The sequence below is a fragment of the Parabacteroides sp. CH2-D42-20 genome (genome assembly GCF_003670185.1).
Lineage (GTDB): Bacteria > Bacteroidota > Bacteroidia > Bacteroidales > Tannerellaceae > Parabacteroides > Parabacteroides distasonis.
Genome location: NZ_RAYG01000017.1, coordinates 36,901 through 52,943 on the forward strand (window position 1 = coordinate 36,901; position 16,043 = coordinate 52,943).

Genomic DNA, 16,043 nt, shown 5'->3' on the forward strand with positions numbered 1-16,043 from the left:
ATTATTGTGATTTTAGAAAATACTTCGGATCAGCATAAAAGCCTCAGCTCTTTCTACGCTAATTGTAGCACCTCTATATTTCGCCAAAGCTTCCAAAGCCTCTAAAGAACGAGAACTAGGGAACCGCCTTAGTTGAGATTGATAACACTCCATCGCTCTCAATTTCATTTTTATTCCATCTTGACTACAAGGAATGAATACCGTGGGAATAAAAGCATCATCCGCATAAGGAGCAGCCCATTCCGTTTCAGATAACGTTTCATAGGTATAAACTCGCTTAACCGTATAATCTCCAACAGGACGACAAGCGACTAATACACTGTCAAAGACCATCCGATGATCTTTATGTATATCTCCTCTATGGGGAATAAACACTGTATCTATTTGATTTTCGGATATACATTTTGAAACTTCACGAGACATGATATAACCTGGATATTGATCTAATGCAGGAGCCGGAAAATCAAAGAAAAAGGTCTGTTTTACACCTAGTAAACGATGAGCTTCCAGTGCCTCTGTTCTAACACGCTGAATACCTTTTTCGGGAAAAATATTTGGATCTGATTTACTGGCATTTGTCATAATCAGCACATACACATTATGACCTTCTTGTATCATCTTATAAATAGTTGCCCCACAGCCCAATATTTCATCATCCGCATGAGGTGCGATAAACAAAACATTATTTTTCATTTTTCAACAACGTTAAATCTTGCTTTATCATTTCTATCTCATTCCGCAAACGGAAAATCTCATATTGATCATAATAGCCTAATCTAGAACCTACAACCAAATGCTCATCGACAGGTCTATCCAAATAATCAACCATGTTATATTTCACCAATTCAACATAACCATCAGCTGTTTGAACAACAGGATTATCATTATTGAAATTCACTACACGACCAATAACACCTTTCGCATATCCAGAAGCATAATAATTTGATTTCCATACCAGAACCTTATTATTACCATAGAAAGAGAAAGCCCCGGGATGAGGCGATGTACTAGCCTTTATCAAACGATCAATATCTTTTGCCGTGTTCGACCAATCTATACAACCATCCAAAGGAGCCCGCCTAGCATAGAAAGTAGCCGCCTTCCCATCTTGAGGAATCCCTTTTAATCCGACAGAAGACAAAGAAGGAAGCCAACGATCCAAAGCCCGAACCATAGCCTCTTTCAACTTAACACCAATAGAAGTAACATCATCATCTTCCCTTATAGAAAAAGGTTCCTGCACAAAAATATCCCCTTCATCAGCATTTGTGTCTATTTTAAAAAAAGTTGCCGCACCTTCTCCCTTGTCCAATATCAGCCAAGCCATAGGAGCCCGACCTCGTCCTTTTGGCAACTTCGTTGGATGAAATCCTACACAAGCCAATCGAGGTAATCTTATAATATCTTCATCAACCAACTGAGAGACACCAACCACAAAAAGAATATCAACCGAAGCATTCCTAATTTGCTCCTTGATATCGTTCGAATTTATTTTTATGAAAGGATAATAAGAAAGATGATTATCTTCCGCAAATCTACGCATCGAACAATAACCACTTACATTTAAAGTCGAGTGAGGTTCATACCCCCAAACTCCAACAACATTAAATGAATGTTCCACCAACTTTTGTAACGTCAGCAAACTACTGCCAACACTACCAATCAATCCAACCCTCATTTCTTAATATATTTTTCTTCTCCAAACAAAACAATCGCCACGGTCTTGACAAGAATCCTCAAATCCAACATAAACGACATACGGTCAACATACTCACGATCCAAGCATAAACGCTCTTCCCAAGGAAGATAGATATTACCATTAACTTGCGCCCAACCTGTCATTCCCGGCCTAACTTCACATCGTTTCTTTGCAATTTCTCCAAATTTCTCATATAAACTCGGTAACGCAGGGCGAGGGCCAACTAAAGACATATCACCAATAAACACATTCCATATTTGAGGCAACTCGTCAATCTTAAAACGCCTCAAGAATCCTCCAATTCTTGTAATATCCGGATCTTGTAAATAGGTTTGCTTCACATTGGGATCTCTCTCCATATCTGTCATCGTACGAAACTTATAAACTCCAAAAAGATATCCATCCTTTCCCACTCTATTCTGCAAATAAAAAATAGGTCCTTTTGAGTCTAGCCTTATCAAGAGGGCCACCAACATCAAAAATGGGAATAGGAACAACAAAATAACAAATGACACAAGCTGATCAAACAAACGCTTAAACACCAGATACATAACAAACAAAATTACAAAATTTGATTTTAAATTAAATGTCACGCCACCATATTATACTTCGTAGTAGGCAATCAATACTATTTATAAACGCTTTCAAAAGTTCTTCATTATTGCCTCATATCCTTTCTCTACTGTATAATTCTCACACAAGTATTTATAGCCTTTCTTTCCCATCTCCTTCCTACGCTGTTCATCTTCTACCATATATTCTACCAATTCCATGAATGCATCAATATTTCCACTTTCTGTCCATAATCCAAAACCATTGTTTAAAGCGATGGAACCAATATCTGTATGTGTGTCAATCGCCATTAGTATAGGCATACAATATTCCATATAGGGCAAAATTCTTGAAGGAGTATTAGGGACAGTGAAACGTTTATCTAAAAAGACTAATCCAACATCACAGAGTCCCACTAAATCATTATACTTGTCTTTAGGCAAATAAGATAACAAACAAGAATTTTGAGGATTATGAATATTATACCAAGATTTCACTTTATCATATTCCGTACCAGCTCCTATTATAATAAAATAAGAACTACTTTTCTTTTCATTGGCTTCTAATATTTCCAACAAAAAATCTATTCCTTGCGGTTTTCCCAAATTTCCTCCATATATAAACAGCACTTTATCCATAGGGATATTTAACTCTTTCAGTAATTTACTCTGTTTTTTATCTTCTTTGGCTCTATCCATAAGTTCTACGCAATTGGGACATATACACAGCTTACTTGGATCAACTGTTGGATTATGAGATAATACAAATTCTATATTAGCGGGAGAAGTACACCCTATATAATCAGAAATAGAGTATAGTCTTTCCTCCTTTCTACGAAAGAACTTGTACATAATACTATTCTTCGAAAACAACTCCAAATCAATCGCATTTTGAGGAAAAATATCTTTCAGCATCAGATAGGTTTTAGCTTGCCAACGCTTTTTCAAAGTACAAATGATTTTATTAAAAGTAATAGGTGGTGTTGAATAAAGTATAAGATCGAATTTTATATTCCTCCAATACTTATTAATAGCCCACAAATATTGTATTTCAAGTAATAACGTACCTATCCCCTTCTCTATATAGCTGGTTTTTTGTATATTTAAAGTCTTAACCCTCAATATATGTACATTTCCATTATCACACAACCTCGTAGATTGATGATAACGGCGTTCTGCCGGAGTCACGATATACATAGAATGACCGTTCCTAATAAATTCTCTCACTAAATCCGTATAAATTCCACTATCTTCTATATTGTAAATACGTCCTAGCGTCAAAAAAATAATATTCATTATTTAGTATAGTTTAATTATTATACTGATTATACAAATCTGGGTGATTCTTCATCCACTCAACTTGATCCTCCAACATTTTCTTATAACTCGGAACTTTATAATTAAATCGCACAGATCTCGCTATAGACTTATCTACTCCATTAGCATTACAAGGTATGATCTCAATATCATTCCTATGCCACAATTCCTTAAACAAACACAATAAGTCATTTTTTGATATTCCGCCCCCATTGCTTAATTGCACTAATCCTGTTTTATTTTCTTCAATGATTACATCGATTGCTTTAGCTAATTCTAAAGTTGTCACTCCCCCCCATATAGCTGTCTTGAATCCATTAACCTCCCCATGTTGATGCATAAACCAATGAAATAATCCTTCACCTCTTCTCTTTAGTTCAGGACCAATAATAGAAGTGCGGATCGTTAGGTCTTTATCATTTATGATCTCACCTAAAGCTTTGCTACGGCCATACACATCATCAGCATCCCGAAAATCATCTTCTGTATAATTCCCTTTCTTTCCTGAAAAAACACAATCCGTACTTATATGAATTAACTTGGCTCCAACTTCATCTGATAATCGTTTTAGTAAATGCGGGAAATAAGCATTTATAAGAATAGCATTATCCGGATGCTCTTTAGAGCCTTTGACAAGAATACCGATACAATTAATTATGATTTCCGGACGCACTCTATAAACCACATCAGCAACCGCATCACAATTTGTTACATCCACAATTATACTATCTTCGGTCAAGGGAGTACGATAGACTACATTGGAAATATCATATTTGCCCGTACTCTGGAGATAGTAATAAGTAACATGCCCAGCCATACCTGTGGCACCAAACAATAAAACTTTTCTCATCGAATATTTAAATGTAGGTTTAGAAAGTCTTATGCCATACCGTACGATTAACATAATCTGTATAGGAAAGGATAATACGGACTACTTTTTTAGAAACATTGTTTGCCTCATAGTCCGGGAGAGAATGAATAGCATTTACATTCTCTGCATATTGAGATGTAACAACATCTATTGAACCCAAAATACGATCGCTTCTTAATCCACTCATTATCAATACTCCTTCATCCATACCTTCAGGACGTTCATGAGTTTGACGAATTGTTATCGCCGGAAAATGAAGGATAGAAGACTCTTCCGTAATCGTACCACTATCCGAAATCACACAAAAAGCATTTTGCTGAAGTTTGATATATTCCATAAATCCAAAAGGTTTCATGAACTCTATCATTGGATTAGAATTTATAAAACCAATAGATTCCAGTTTCTTCCGGGTACGAGGGTGAGTAGATACAATCACTTTCTTATGATACTTCTCAACAATAGCATTTAAAGAAATTAACAAATTAGAGAAATTATCTTCAGAATCTACATTTTCTTCACGATGAGTACTGACTATAAAATACTCTCCCTTTGTCAAAGCCTCCTTTTCCAAAACCGTATTTCTTTCGATTTCGTCTCTATAATATAAAAGAACCTCTGTCATTGGAGATCCGGTCTTTATAACGGTTTCTGGGCGTAACCCTTCTGCTAGAAGATACTTACGAGCATGTTCAGATAGAGGCATGTTAATGTCGCTCAGATGGTCAACTATTTTTCGGTTAATTTCCTCTGGCACTCTTTGGTCAAAGCAGCGATTACCTGCCTCCATATGAAAGATGGGAATCTTTTTGCGTTTTGCCGAGATCACAGAGATGCAACTATTAGTATCACCATATAGCAGTACAGCATCCGGTTTCACCTCCTCCATCAACTCATCAGACTTACGAATTACATTGGCTATCGTTTCCGCAGCATTCTTTCCGGCAGCATCCAAGAAATAATTAGGTTTACGAATGCCAAGCTCCTGAAAAAATATGCCATTTAACTCATAGTCATAGTTTTGCCCAGTATGCACGATTATGTGCTCCGTATATTTATCTAGTTCAGCCATTACCCGACTCAACTTTATAATCTCAGGACGAGTACCAACAATTGTCATTACTTTCAACATAGCCATACTTATATTTTTATTATTCACTTCTGATTTCACGAGCCTTCGCCTTAGGCTCAAGTCCCATATCTTCACGGACAAAACGGAGTTTCAACAATAATTCCTTCATGCCTTCCACATCCAAGCGACGAGTATTATGACTATGATAATCCTCTACCTTAGAAACCTCTTCATTCCCCTTGGTGAAATACTTGTCATAGTTCAAATCACGAGTGTCACAAGGTATACGGTAATAATCCCCCATATCAATAGCGCGAACCATTTCCTCACGAGTTACTAAAGTTTCATATAACTTCTCACCATGACGGGTACCTATCACCTTCACTTCTGTATCAAGATACTTTCTGTCAACTTTAGCATATATATCCTTCAATGCTCGTACTAGTGTTTCCAATGTAGCAGAAGGAGCTTTTTGTACAAACAAATCACCATTATGAGCATGAGTAAAAGCATATATTACCAAATCAACCGCATCATCCAATGTCATCATAAAGCGTGTCATATTAGGATCAGTAATAGTTATAGATTTACCTTCCATCATTTGTTCCACCCACAAAGGTATCACAGAGCCACGACTAGCCATCACATTGCCATAGCGAGTGCAACAAATCGTAGTTTGAGCACCTTCTCCCAACTCACGGCCTTTGGCTATTGCCACTTTCTCCATTAAAGCTTTACTCATTCCCATAGCATTAATTGGGTAAGCCGCCTTATCAGTAGAGAGGACGACTACACTTTGCACACCATGCTCTATGGCTGAGTTTAAAACATTTTCAGTTCCTATAATATTAGTCCTAACGGCCTCTACAGGAAAGAATTCACAAGAAGGCACTTGTTTCAAAGCGGCTGCACTAAATACATAGTCCACGCCATTCATTGCAACATCTACAGATGATTTGTCACGAACATTGCCGAGATAATACTTTACCTTGGGATTTTGAAGAGCATGACGCATATCATCCTGTTTCTTTTCATCACGAGAGAATATACGAATTTCTTTGATATCTGAACTTAAGAAACGACGTAAGACAGCATTACCGAAAGAACCTGTTCCACCAGTAATTAAAAGAACCTTATCTTTAAAAATTGGCATATAATATCATTTATAAATAATTAGACTATCACCTTAATATTACTAATTGTGAAATCACCATCGGTTTCGTCTTCATCCACATCGTCCCCCAACTCAATCCCAGTCCAAACGAAGACATTAACAGTGTCGTTTCTTTAGTCCTAAGTTGATCTGCGATCCTTGTTACCATCAATGAAGGAATCGAAGCACCTCCTAAATTTCCAAACTCTTCCAAATTGTAAGGCACTTTCTCTTTGGGCAACTTCAATTTCTTCACGATACGATCCACGATCATCTTGTTCGCTTGATGAATCAAGAAATAATCTATATCTGTTTCACGATTGATATTATAATCAGCCAGAAAGGTCTCGACAGACTTGGGAGGACGGGATATAGCGAACGAGAATACATTCATACCGTTTATCAACGAATGAATAGGCGCACGGACAATGCCATTACCAAAATCCTCATATTCAAAAGAAGTAAAAGTAGCCGGATGGCGAAAACCACCATGAGGGGTCATCAGAGCCTCATATCCTTTTCCGTAGGTATGGAAGTCTACTACAATATCGTTAGCGGCCTCATCATATTCCAATGCGATCGCCGTACCACAATCTCCAAATAAAGGTACACGGCTTTTGTCTTTCATGGAACCCATTCGCAAGGCCGTATCCCCTATAAGTAGTAACGCACGCTTCACATTACCCGCCGTCAACAGATTACCGGCAACCGTTATGGCATACATACAACCACAGCATCCCATGGGTATGTCCATACAGAAACAATTTTCCGACAAGCCAAGCCTATCCTGTAGCACACAAGAGGTCGGGGGAGTACGATAATCGCCTGTAACAGACTCGAACAACAATACATCGATACTATCTTTCTCCCACCCTAACTCTACAAGCAGTTTTTCAGCGGCAGCCTGACACATATCCGAAGCGCACATGGTATCCGGGGCTATATGCCTACGTTTTATACCAACCGTATTGTCGAACACATCCGCTTCCTCTTGAGAAAAAAGTCCTAATTCGGAAGTTGTTACCACATTCTTAGGAACAGCCATAGCCACTCCTTTCATGCCAACATTCTTAATTTCCCATCTTGCCATAAGTCCAACCGTTAAAGCTCAACATCGTACTTCTTCAAGATCTCACGTCCTTTACCATATGAGGTAAATTCCATGATATCTTCTGGGTCAAACATAATATCCAAAGACTCTTCCAATAAAGCGATTATATTCAATTGATGAACAGAATCCCACGCATCCACGCTGCCTTTTGAAAAGTCATCATCCAACACTGCGATTTCTACACCAAACACTTCTACAAAAGCATTATTATACTTCTCTATATTTGTCATAGCTATTTACTTTTATGAATTTAACTTACTATACAATATCTTTCCCGCCTCATTCTTGGGAATTTCATCAATCACTTTTATCTCAAATGCCGAGGCCACCAATTTGGTTTTTTCTACCAACACTTCTTTTACCACCATCGCATATCGCTCATCGGTCAAGTAAACGGTCATCTTCTCATCCGTACCTACGCAAGCACATTCTATCGGATATTTTCCTTTGATTATCTGCTCGCACTCATCCAATCCTATGCGCATACCGAACAGTTTCAAGAAACGCCCCATGCGCCCCACTATGTAGTAACAGCCATCCTCATCCCGATAAGCCAAATCACCGGTACGCATAAAACCATTGCGTTCATCACCCAGCGACAGGTCTTCCCGATTACGGGCATACCCCATTGTCACATTTTTACCTCGATAACACATCTCACCTTCGGTATTGGCCCCCTCTATACGATTTCCCTCACGATCTATCAACGACAACTCCGCATTAGGTACAGCCCAGCCTATACTACCGACTTTCTCAATGCCCCATTCCGCAGGTAAATAAGCCATACGAGCAGTCCCCTCCGATTGTCCATAAGTTGCGATCCAGCGTTTCCCGTTGTCACGACAATATTCGGCAAACTTCAAATTCAACTGACGAGACATTTTACCACCACCTTGAGTAAGTAAGGTCAAGTCTGGCAGATCCATCCGGAAAAAGCGCATTAAGTTCAATATCTCAAAACTGTAAGGCACTCCCGTAAAACTAGTTGCCCGTTGTTCCTTCATAAAGTTCCAAAAAGCCTTGTCCGTCATACTCTGATTGGTTATCAAAACAGTGGCACCCACATACAAGTGACTGAACACGACTGACAATCCCATTGTATAATACAAGGGTAATACCAGCAATGGCCTGTCATTAGACGTAAGTCCAAAGAAAGTCGATATATTCAAAGCTGCCGCCTCTATATTCTCGTACTTATGGCGCACCAACTTAGGACTTCCCGTAGAGCCGGAAGTTGGCAACAAGTGAGACAAGTCGGCATGTAGCGCACAAGGCTCCATACCTGTATGTAACAATGTATAGCCATAGTACTCACACACCTTCTCATACCGCGATGCGGATGCCATACTTGCTGGCAGACACACATAAGAAGGACGATATATTTCAAACAAATTACGATAAAGCCCCTCCTCGATATGAGCGTTCAATATCAAAGGGACATTACCCGAATTAATACAACCCATGCTCCACGCTATTCCCCCTACATTGTTTTCTGTCAACAAAAACAATAAGGAACGTACAGGAAGCAAAGATCCGATTCTCTCAGAGAAGGACAACAATTCCCCATACCTCAAGATAGCCCCCAAAGCATCTATTGCGGCAACCGTATCCTGCGGTCGCTCATTCAAACCTAATATCATCTGATTATTTTATTCTAAATGGAAGCGCAACCATCCACGCCCAATATCTGACCAGAAATATAGGAAGCCCTGTCAGAGGCCAGAAAAGCACAAGCGTTTGCCACATCTTCCGGTGTACCCAAACGTCCTAACGCTATTTTCTGAATGCGTGTATTTATTTTCTCTCCACTCTCTTCATACAATTCAGAGAATCGTTCCGTTTTCACGATACCCGGTGCTACAGCATTGACTCTAATACCAAGAGGAGCCAATTCCTTAGCAGCCGATTTGGTAAACGACATAATAGCTCCTTTGGTAGCCGAGTAGGCAGACTGACCGGGAGACCCCAATACTGCCGTAACAGATGCTATATTCACAATCGATCCACCACCATTACGGGCCATTAAACGAGATACCAACTGCACCATTTCTATGACCGCAATCACATTTACCCGGAACATCAGTTCTGTTTCCGGTCGAACAATCATGCCGATTTTCTTATTAAACACCACACCAGCATTATTAACCAACACATCAATGCGTCCCTCTCGTTTGAATATCGACATAAAAGCAGACTTGACAGCCGCAGTATCCGTCACATCAAAATACAATGGAATCACACGAGTTCCTTGTGCAGCTGCACATTGCTCCGCCCATACATCCATGCTCTCTTCCTGTCGGTCACAAGCATATACAATAGCACCATCACCGGCAAAACGATCGGCTATCGATTTTCCGATGCCCTGTGCAGTACCGGTAATAATACATACTTTATTATGTAAAAATCTTTCCATCTCAATTATTTCAAGCTACGACCACCATCAATCACCAAATTGGAACCTGTAATCCATGATGAAGCATCCGACAATAGATAGATAATAGCATGAGCCACCTCTTCCGGCTTTCCATAACGTTTTAACGGATACATATCAATATCCTTGGCTATCTCTTCCGCTGTCAAAAGTCTATTTTCAATCAATGGAGTCTGAATCCTTCCGGGATGCACAGCATTGCAACGAATACCCTTACCGGCCAATTCCAAAGCCGCATACTTCATATAAGTGCTTAATGCGCTCTTGGAAGCCCCATAAATTCCATTGGCAGGAGCCACATTTTCATAAGCGGAAATAGAAGCCGTAAAAACTACCGAAGATGGATTCTTCATCTTTTTCTTTCGTACCAATAATTTCATAAGAAGCATGGGCGCAAATACATTGACACCAAACACTTCCGCCAATACATCAGAGGAATAGAACTGTATGGGAAGCATCTTACCTATACCGGCATTACAAACAAAGCCATCCAACATAGGCAATGAAGTAACCAACCCATCACATTCTTCCACATCAGACAAATCTGCGGCAATGGCCCGATGCTCCTTTTCTCCTTCCAGATTTTGAAGCGTTTCATGTAAATTTTGTACGTTCCGGCCTGTCAATATAAGAGTTGCCCCTAATTTAGCGCACTCTATAGCCGTTACCCTACCGATACCGGAAGAAGCACCCGTTACAAGTATCGTCTTACCTTCTAAAGAAAAAGGATTATACATTATTTCTTGTTTTGTACGCTTTCGAATAGATCACCTACAGTTTGCGCATTACGCATGTCCTCTCCATTGATTGTGACACCATAAATTTCATCAACCATCGCAATAACAGATAAAGCGACTAAAGATGACCATTCTTCCAATTCCCGGAATTTAGTATCTACATGAATACTCTCGATTGCGGTATCATCAAACTGCTCCACAAAATTCTTAATGAAATCTTTAATTTCCATAATTAATATATTTAACTTTCACATTAATTTCTTAGCCGGATTCCCTATTACGGTTGTCCCTTCTTTTACACGTCTTATAACAAAGCTACACGCACCCACATGCGCTCTATCTTCTACTACAACTCCACGATTTAACACAGAAGAAGTATAAATATCCGTCTCATTCCCTATTATAGTTCCACCCACACAGGTAACATGAGTATCTATCCGATTCCAATCCCCCATACGTACATCATGACCGACCACCGTATATGATTGTATCAGATTATAACTACCAATCTTAGCATCCGCACCAATACTGGTGTACGCACCAACTATATTTCCCTGACCAAACTGTACATTAGTCCCGATACGTGCCGTACGATGAATCAGATTAATAAATTGAGCGCCCCTACTTATTAGCTCCTCCATACATTTCTTACGAACCGCTCCACCTATAGAACATATAAAAACATCATTTCCCTGTGGAATATAAGTGCTTATTTTATCTAAAACAGGAGGATAGTTTACAAAACCATCCAATGCTTGGAGGTTGTCATCGATAAATCCCTTAATAACAAATTCATCACCATATCCCATGCTCTCACGAGACATGTCATATAAAGTACGTCCCATGCCTCCGGCGGCAATGATTATAAGATTTTTCATTTTTAATCATTAAAAAAAGAAGGCATAAATTGCTCATAATAAATTCTATTCCGCAACCTACAATCACGATTCCACTCTTGTTCTTCTAAAGAAAGAGGTTCTAAATCCTTTATAGAATTAAAATCCTTATCAAAAGAAAATACAATAAATCCCTTATCTCTATAATACCTCAAAAGGTTATTATCTTCTCGCAAAAACACCTTAACTCCATTTCCCAAAAGATTAATAATATTTCCTGATGCTTCTTGACGCTTAGCACCAATAAAAGCAACATCTACAGAGGTTATCAAATCAAAATATTCATCACGAGGCATATAATCTAGAACAGGAAAAAACTTATCCAAGAAAAGATCTGTTCCTTTTTTTAAAACAATTTTCCGTATATATTTACTACCATAGGATAAAGGACATATTTTCTTATATTGATTATTACAATCAATAGCATTTATACGGTTCATTATAGTTAAATGATTTCCAGTCAAAGAAGCTTGATGATTAATTAAAATACTCCTTCTTTCACTATATTCTAAATTCCTTTCATATAGCTCATCAAAGCCTAGTTTATATCCCGCATTATAAGCAAAAAATTTATATTGAATATCAACATTAAAATTCTGCTTTAACAACTTATAATCCTCGTAGTTCCAAAAACAAAAGTAATCTATATAAGGAAGCATTTCTTGAAAATATTCATAAATTATTTTTTTTCCAATGCACCTTCTAAGAAAGACATTATACCTTCCTGGTACAATATAAGATATTGGAGAAAATATAGAATAACCATCTATCAAACTATACTTTCCCATTTGCGCTAATGATATATATAATTCATAGCCCCAAAAAAGCCAATAAATTTTTAAATTCTTATTTATGGATAAATACTTGATCAATCCAATATAAGTCAATGACATTCCATGCAAAACTAATCGATCAACATTCTTGGTTCTACACACATCATCAATAATTCTATAATCTGGATTTTCAAAATCAATATAAGTAAAATTCTCCTTACATTTTATCAATTTACACTTGTATAATTCCTTGCCTATTAAGAATAAATTACTATTTGGATAATATTTTTCAAACACAAAATAGCTATCACTTATAAAATTTCCATCAAAACACAAATGCAATGCAAACATAAACAAGCACCTTAAAATAAAAAAATCACATTACTTTAAAGACAGTAAAAACAAACAGTCAAAAAATCGAAACCTAACGAATTAATACTACACAATATTTAGCCGCTGTTTCTGTATATTTGACAGATATGGAATTGCCAGCAAATACAAATACATCCACATTTCCATTGTCGGATAGTCTCTAATCAAATTAGCTACTACATAAATTATTAAAAAACCCCAACTCCATGATGAATGATAATAAAAGCAATAAAGAATAAGAAATATAACGATCAGTGAAGAGCCTATTATTCCTCTTAAAAAGAAATACCGTTTATAACTTGCACAGCCTATCGTTACATTGTCACTCCCATCTCCTCGCACACCAAAAGCTTTACTTCCAACTCCTGTCCATATTTCATTACTTCTAAGAAATTTCTCATAAGTCGAATCAAACGCCATTGATGTCCGATTACTTCCGGCTATCTCTCCTTCATCAGTCATCTCTAATCGGCTTACAATAGCCATATTTAGAACATTATCTCCATCATTATAGGTTATGGAAAACAAGCCAACACCAAGATACATACTCAATAATACAGAGATCCATAAATATTTGCGATATTGATACAAAATAATTAGTATAGCTCCCACTAAAAGACCGTAGGCAGCAAGTGAAAATGACAGCAATGTTCCTATAAGCAATACCATATTACCTTTTTTCCTTAAATTAAATCGATTAATATAGAGTAAGAATACACACATAGTACCTAAATGTCCTGGTTCTAGGAATGAACCAGAAAATCTTGGAACAATTTGAAATTCTGGTAATCCATTTAGATTAAAAAGATAATATATAGTATGAACATAATATGGATCAGATAAATCTATATAATGAGGAAGTGATACATTAAAAATATATAATATCCATCCAAACAAACCTATTGCTACTATAAACTGAGTACAAGAAATAAAAGAAGAAAGAATCCATTGCTTTTTCTTATCATTAAGAAGAACAATAACAGTCGCCCCAAGAATTTTAACACAAGTACAAATATAGGCTAATATACTAAATGTTCCAATTATAAACTGATCATACCAGAAAATAACAGTAATCAGAAAAACACTTATAAATTTAAACAAAGACGTTTTAACTAGTTTGCCTATATTTACTTTAAAATAAATAACAAACAAAATAAAAGCTAAGAAAAAAACTAAACTTTCTGGGATAGGTCTTACAAAAAGTATACGATTAGACTTATACATCAAAAGTATAACACCTATACTCAAAGGCCAAAGAGCACTACTTACCCTTAGTTTCTTATTATAACAAAGACTACTCTTCATTTAAAAAAAGAATATAATAATTGAATCAACGGCTTATGTATATCACCATATCCATCAATATATTCAGACGCACTTCCACTAGAAATGATTACAAAACCCATTTTATGAGTCGGATCAAAAATCATGGCGCTTTTTAAACCAAAACCACCACCAGTTTGCCCATAAAGTATCGTATCATGAATCAAATTTCGATATTGCCGAAATGAGAATCCATAATTATGTTTTCCTACGTAATTATCCCGCATTCTTTTTTCACTATCTTCTGATAGTATTCTTACACCATTCAGTATTCCTCCATGCATATGCATCATCATGTATTTAGCAAGATTCGAGGTCGTTATTTTCATTCCAGAAGGAGGATATGCCAAGCCGAGTGATTCTCCTAAAACATAATGATCTTGAATTTGATATTTATAAGGACGATAAGCCTCATCATCTTCTTTAAACGTTCCTTTATCTTTATCATATCGGTATAATTTGACGAATTTTTCAGACTCCAATACATTACAATTAAATCCACCATGAATGCCGAGTGGCTTCATAATCCGCTGATCTATTTCCACATCAAACCTATTATTCGTTACACCTTCAATGACTGCACCCAATAACAGATAATTAAAATTACAATATTTATATACTACGCCGGGTTTTGTCTTCGAATAGCATTCAAAATATTCCTTAGAAACATTTGGATTAATAATATCAAGTGACCAATATTTTTGAGAGTCATTTACACTTGAAGTATGTGTAAGCAACATCTTTATTGTAATAGGATCATCAAAGAAGAGTGGATTTCTCAATGGGAACTTAAGATAATTTTGGACATCATCATCTAAATTCAATTTACCTTCCTCTACAAGTTGTAATATAACCGTTGCTATAAAAGTTTTTGAAATTGAAGCTATCCGAAATAGATCTTCATTGTCTAACGGTTCTCCTATATTATCATTATCAGCAGAAGGAATATCCCGGTAACCAAACGATTTTATATAGATTATTGAGTCTTCCTTTGTTACGGCTATTCCTAATCCTGTCATTTTCATTTTCTTGAAAATAGAATCAATTTGGCTGTTAAGATAAGATTCAGAGTTCTTTGCAAAAAGTTCACCCATCCCAATATCCATCAAAGATAAAAAGATGAAAACTACAAGCCTAACATTTTTCATAAAGTCCACGCAACAGTTTGACTTTTTTAGCAAAAGAGGCCAAAGAATATTCATTCCGCTCCATCCAATCATAATAGTCACTCCTCAAAAGTGAATATACACACTGATCATGATATTTACCATCTTTATAAACCGCACTTCTAAGAACACCCTCTAATTTATAACCAGTTGCTTCCATTATTATTCTTGAAGTGGTATGTTCACACAAACATTTTCCTTCATAACGATTGATGTTGAGATGATCAAACACTAATTCTCGAATAAGTAATCCCACTTCATATCTGACAATTCCGTCCTGATAAATAGGATCAATAACAATACCACCGCCTTCTGCCGTACGATTAATATAATTTATATCGTTTACGGATACATAACCAACCATCTGTTGAGTCTCATCATTTAAGCATATAGCCAAATATATATCTTTCCGATTATCCATCATTTTAGACTTCACCCACTCCTTTTCGATCTCTAAAGAAACATATTTAAAAGAAGTGGAAACTAATTTCTGAATCTCAGAATTATTTCTCCACTTATTAATAACCAATGCATCATTTAACTCAAGACCTCGCAAAAATATTGTATTCATACA

18 protein-coding genes are annotated in these 16,043 nt (G+C 36.9%); all 18 read right to left on the minus strand.

From position 1 onward, the window contains the following. Positions 1-12 precede the first annotated feature (12 nt). The 18 genes from D7V92_RS11920 to D7V92_RS12005 all read right to left on the minus strand — a co-directional run bounded on the left by D7V92_RS11920 (position 13) and on the right by D7V92_RS12005 (position 16,040). On the minus strand, positions 13-693 hold the full coding sequence (locus tag D7V92_RS11920) for a PIG-L deacetylase family protein (protein WP_121772944.1): 681 nt from the start codon (positions 691-693) through the stop codon (positions 13-15). Further along, positions 683-1,678 carry a formyltransferase family protein gene (locus tag D7V92_RS11925; RefSeq protein ID WP_121772945.1) on the minus strand — a complete coding sequence of 332 codons (996 nt, stop codon included), beginning with the start codon at positions 1,676-1,678 and terminating at the stop codon, positions 683-685. The genes D7V92_RS11920 and D7V92_RS11925 overlap by 11 nt, the downstream gene beginning before the upstream one ends. Continuing rightward, on the minus strand, positions 1,675-2,292 hold the full coding sequence (locus D7V92_RS11930) for a sugar transferase (RefSeq protein ID WP_233572839.1): 618 nt from the start codon (positions 2,290-2,292) through the stop codon (positions 1,675-1,677). The genes D7V92_RS11925 and D7V92_RS11930 overlap by 4 nt, the downstream gene beginning before the upstream one ends. A gap of 51 nt (positions 2,293-2,343) precedes the next feature. Further along, positions 2,344-3,546: a glycosyltransferase family 4 protein gene (locus D7V92_RS11935; protein ID WP_121772947.1), complete on the minus strand. Its 1,203-nt coding sequence runs from the start codon at positions 3,544-3,546 to the stop codon at positions 2,344-2,346. A 13-nt stretch (positions 3,547-3,559) separates the two neighbouring features. Further along, positions 3,560-4,417, minus strand: a complete 858-nt coding sequence (locus D7V92_RS11940; protein ID WP_121772970.1) for an SDR family oxidoreductase — start codon at positions 4,415-4,417, stop codon at positions 3,560-3,562. A gap of 19 nt (positions 4,418-4,436) precedes the next feature. Next, on the minus strand, positions 4,437-5,567 hold the full coding sequence (gene wecB, locus D7V92_RS11945; protein WP_121772969.1) for a non-hydrolyzing UDP-N-acetylglucosamine 2-epimerase: 1,131 nt from the start codon (positions 5,565-5,567) through the stop codon (positions 4,437-4,439). Positions 5,568-5,586: 19 nt separating this feature from the next. Next, positions 5,587-6,660, minus strand: coding sequence for a polysaccharide biosynthesis protein (locus D7V92_RS11950; protein WP_121772948.1), 1,074 nt, complete (start codon positions 6,658-6,660; stop codon positions 5,587-5,589). 28 nt (positions 6,661-6,688) lie between these two features. Then, on the minus strand, positions 6,689-7,750 hold the full coding sequence (locus tag D7V92_RS11955; RefSeq protein WP_121772949.1) for a 3-oxoacyl-ACP synthase III family protein: 1,062 nt from the start codon (positions 7,748-7,750) through the stop codon (positions 6,689-6,691). Positions 7,751-7,761: 11 nt separating this feature from the next. Next, on the minus strand, positions 7,762-8,001 hold the full coding sequence (locus tag D7V92_RS11960; RefSeq protein WP_121772950.1) for an acyl carrier protein: 240 nt from the start codon (positions 7,999-8,001) through the stop codon (positions 7,762-7,764). Positions 8,002-8,013: 12 nt separating this feature from the next. Next, on the minus strand, positions 8,014-9,411 hold the full coding sequence (locus tag D7V92_RS11965; RefSeq protein WP_121772951.1) for an AMP-binding protein: 1,398 nt from the start codon (positions 9,409-9,411) through the stop codon (positions 8,014-8,016). A gap of 14 nt (positions 9,412-9,425) precedes the next feature. Further along, positions 9,426-10,184 carry an SDR family NAD(P)-dependent oxidoreductase gene (locus D7V92_RS11970; protein ID WP_121772952.1) on the minus strand — a complete coding sequence of 253 codons (759 nt, stop codon included), beginning with the start codon at positions 10,182-10,184 and terminating at the stop codon, positions 9,426-9,428. A gap of 5 nt (positions 10,185-10,189) precedes the next feature. Next, on the minus strand, positions 10,190-10,939 hold the full coding sequence (locus tag D7V92_RS11975; protein WP_121772953.1) for an SDR family NAD(P)-dependent oxidoreductase: 750 nt from the start codon (positions 10,937-10,939) through the stop codon (positions 10,190-10,192). Further along, entirely contained in the window at positions 10,939-11,169 is a 231-nt protein-coding gene (locus tag D7V92_RS11980) for an acyl carrier protein (RefSeq protein WP_121772954.1), read from the minus strand. The genes D7V92_RS11975 and D7V92_RS11980 overlap by 1 nt, the downstream gene beginning before the upstream one ends. Positions 11,170-11,187: 18 nt before the next feature. Beyond that, positions 11,188-11,817 carry an acetyltransferase gene (locus D7V92_RS11985; protein WP_121772955.1) on the minus strand — a complete coding sequence of 210 codons (630 nt, stop codon included), beginning with the start codon at positions 11,815-11,817 and terminating at the stop codon, positions 11,188-11,190. Positions 11,818-11,819: 2 nt separating this feature from the next. Continuing rightward, a complete protein-coding gene (locus D7V92_RS11990; RefSeq protein ID WP_121772956.1) occupies positions 11,820-12,959 on the minus strand; it encodes a hypothetical protein in 1,140 nt (379 codons plus the stop codon). An 87-nt stretch (positions 12,960-13,046) separates the two neighbouring features. After that, positions 13,047-14,285, minus strand: a complete 1,239-nt coding sequence (locus D7V92_RS11995) for a hypothetical protein (RefSeq protein ID WP_121772957.1) — start codon at positions 14,283-14,285, stop codon at positions 13,047-13,049. Further along, positions 14,282-15,451, minus strand: coding sequence for a serine hydrolase (locus tag D7V92_RS12000; RefSeq protein ID WP_158598887.1), 1,170 nt, complete (start codon positions 15,449-15,451; stop codon positions 14,282-14,284). The genes D7V92_RS11995 and D7V92_RS12000 overlap by 4 nt, the downstream gene beginning before the upstream one ends. Next, positions 15,438-16,040, minus strand: coding sequence for a GNAT family N-acetyltransferase (locus D7V92_RS12005; RefSeq protein WP_121772959.1), 603 nt, complete (start codon positions 16,038-16,040; stop codon positions 15,438-15,440). The genes D7V92_RS12000 and D7V92_RS12005 overlap by 14 nt, the downstream gene beginning before the upstream one ends. Positions 16,041-16,043: the final 3 nt, after the last annotated feature.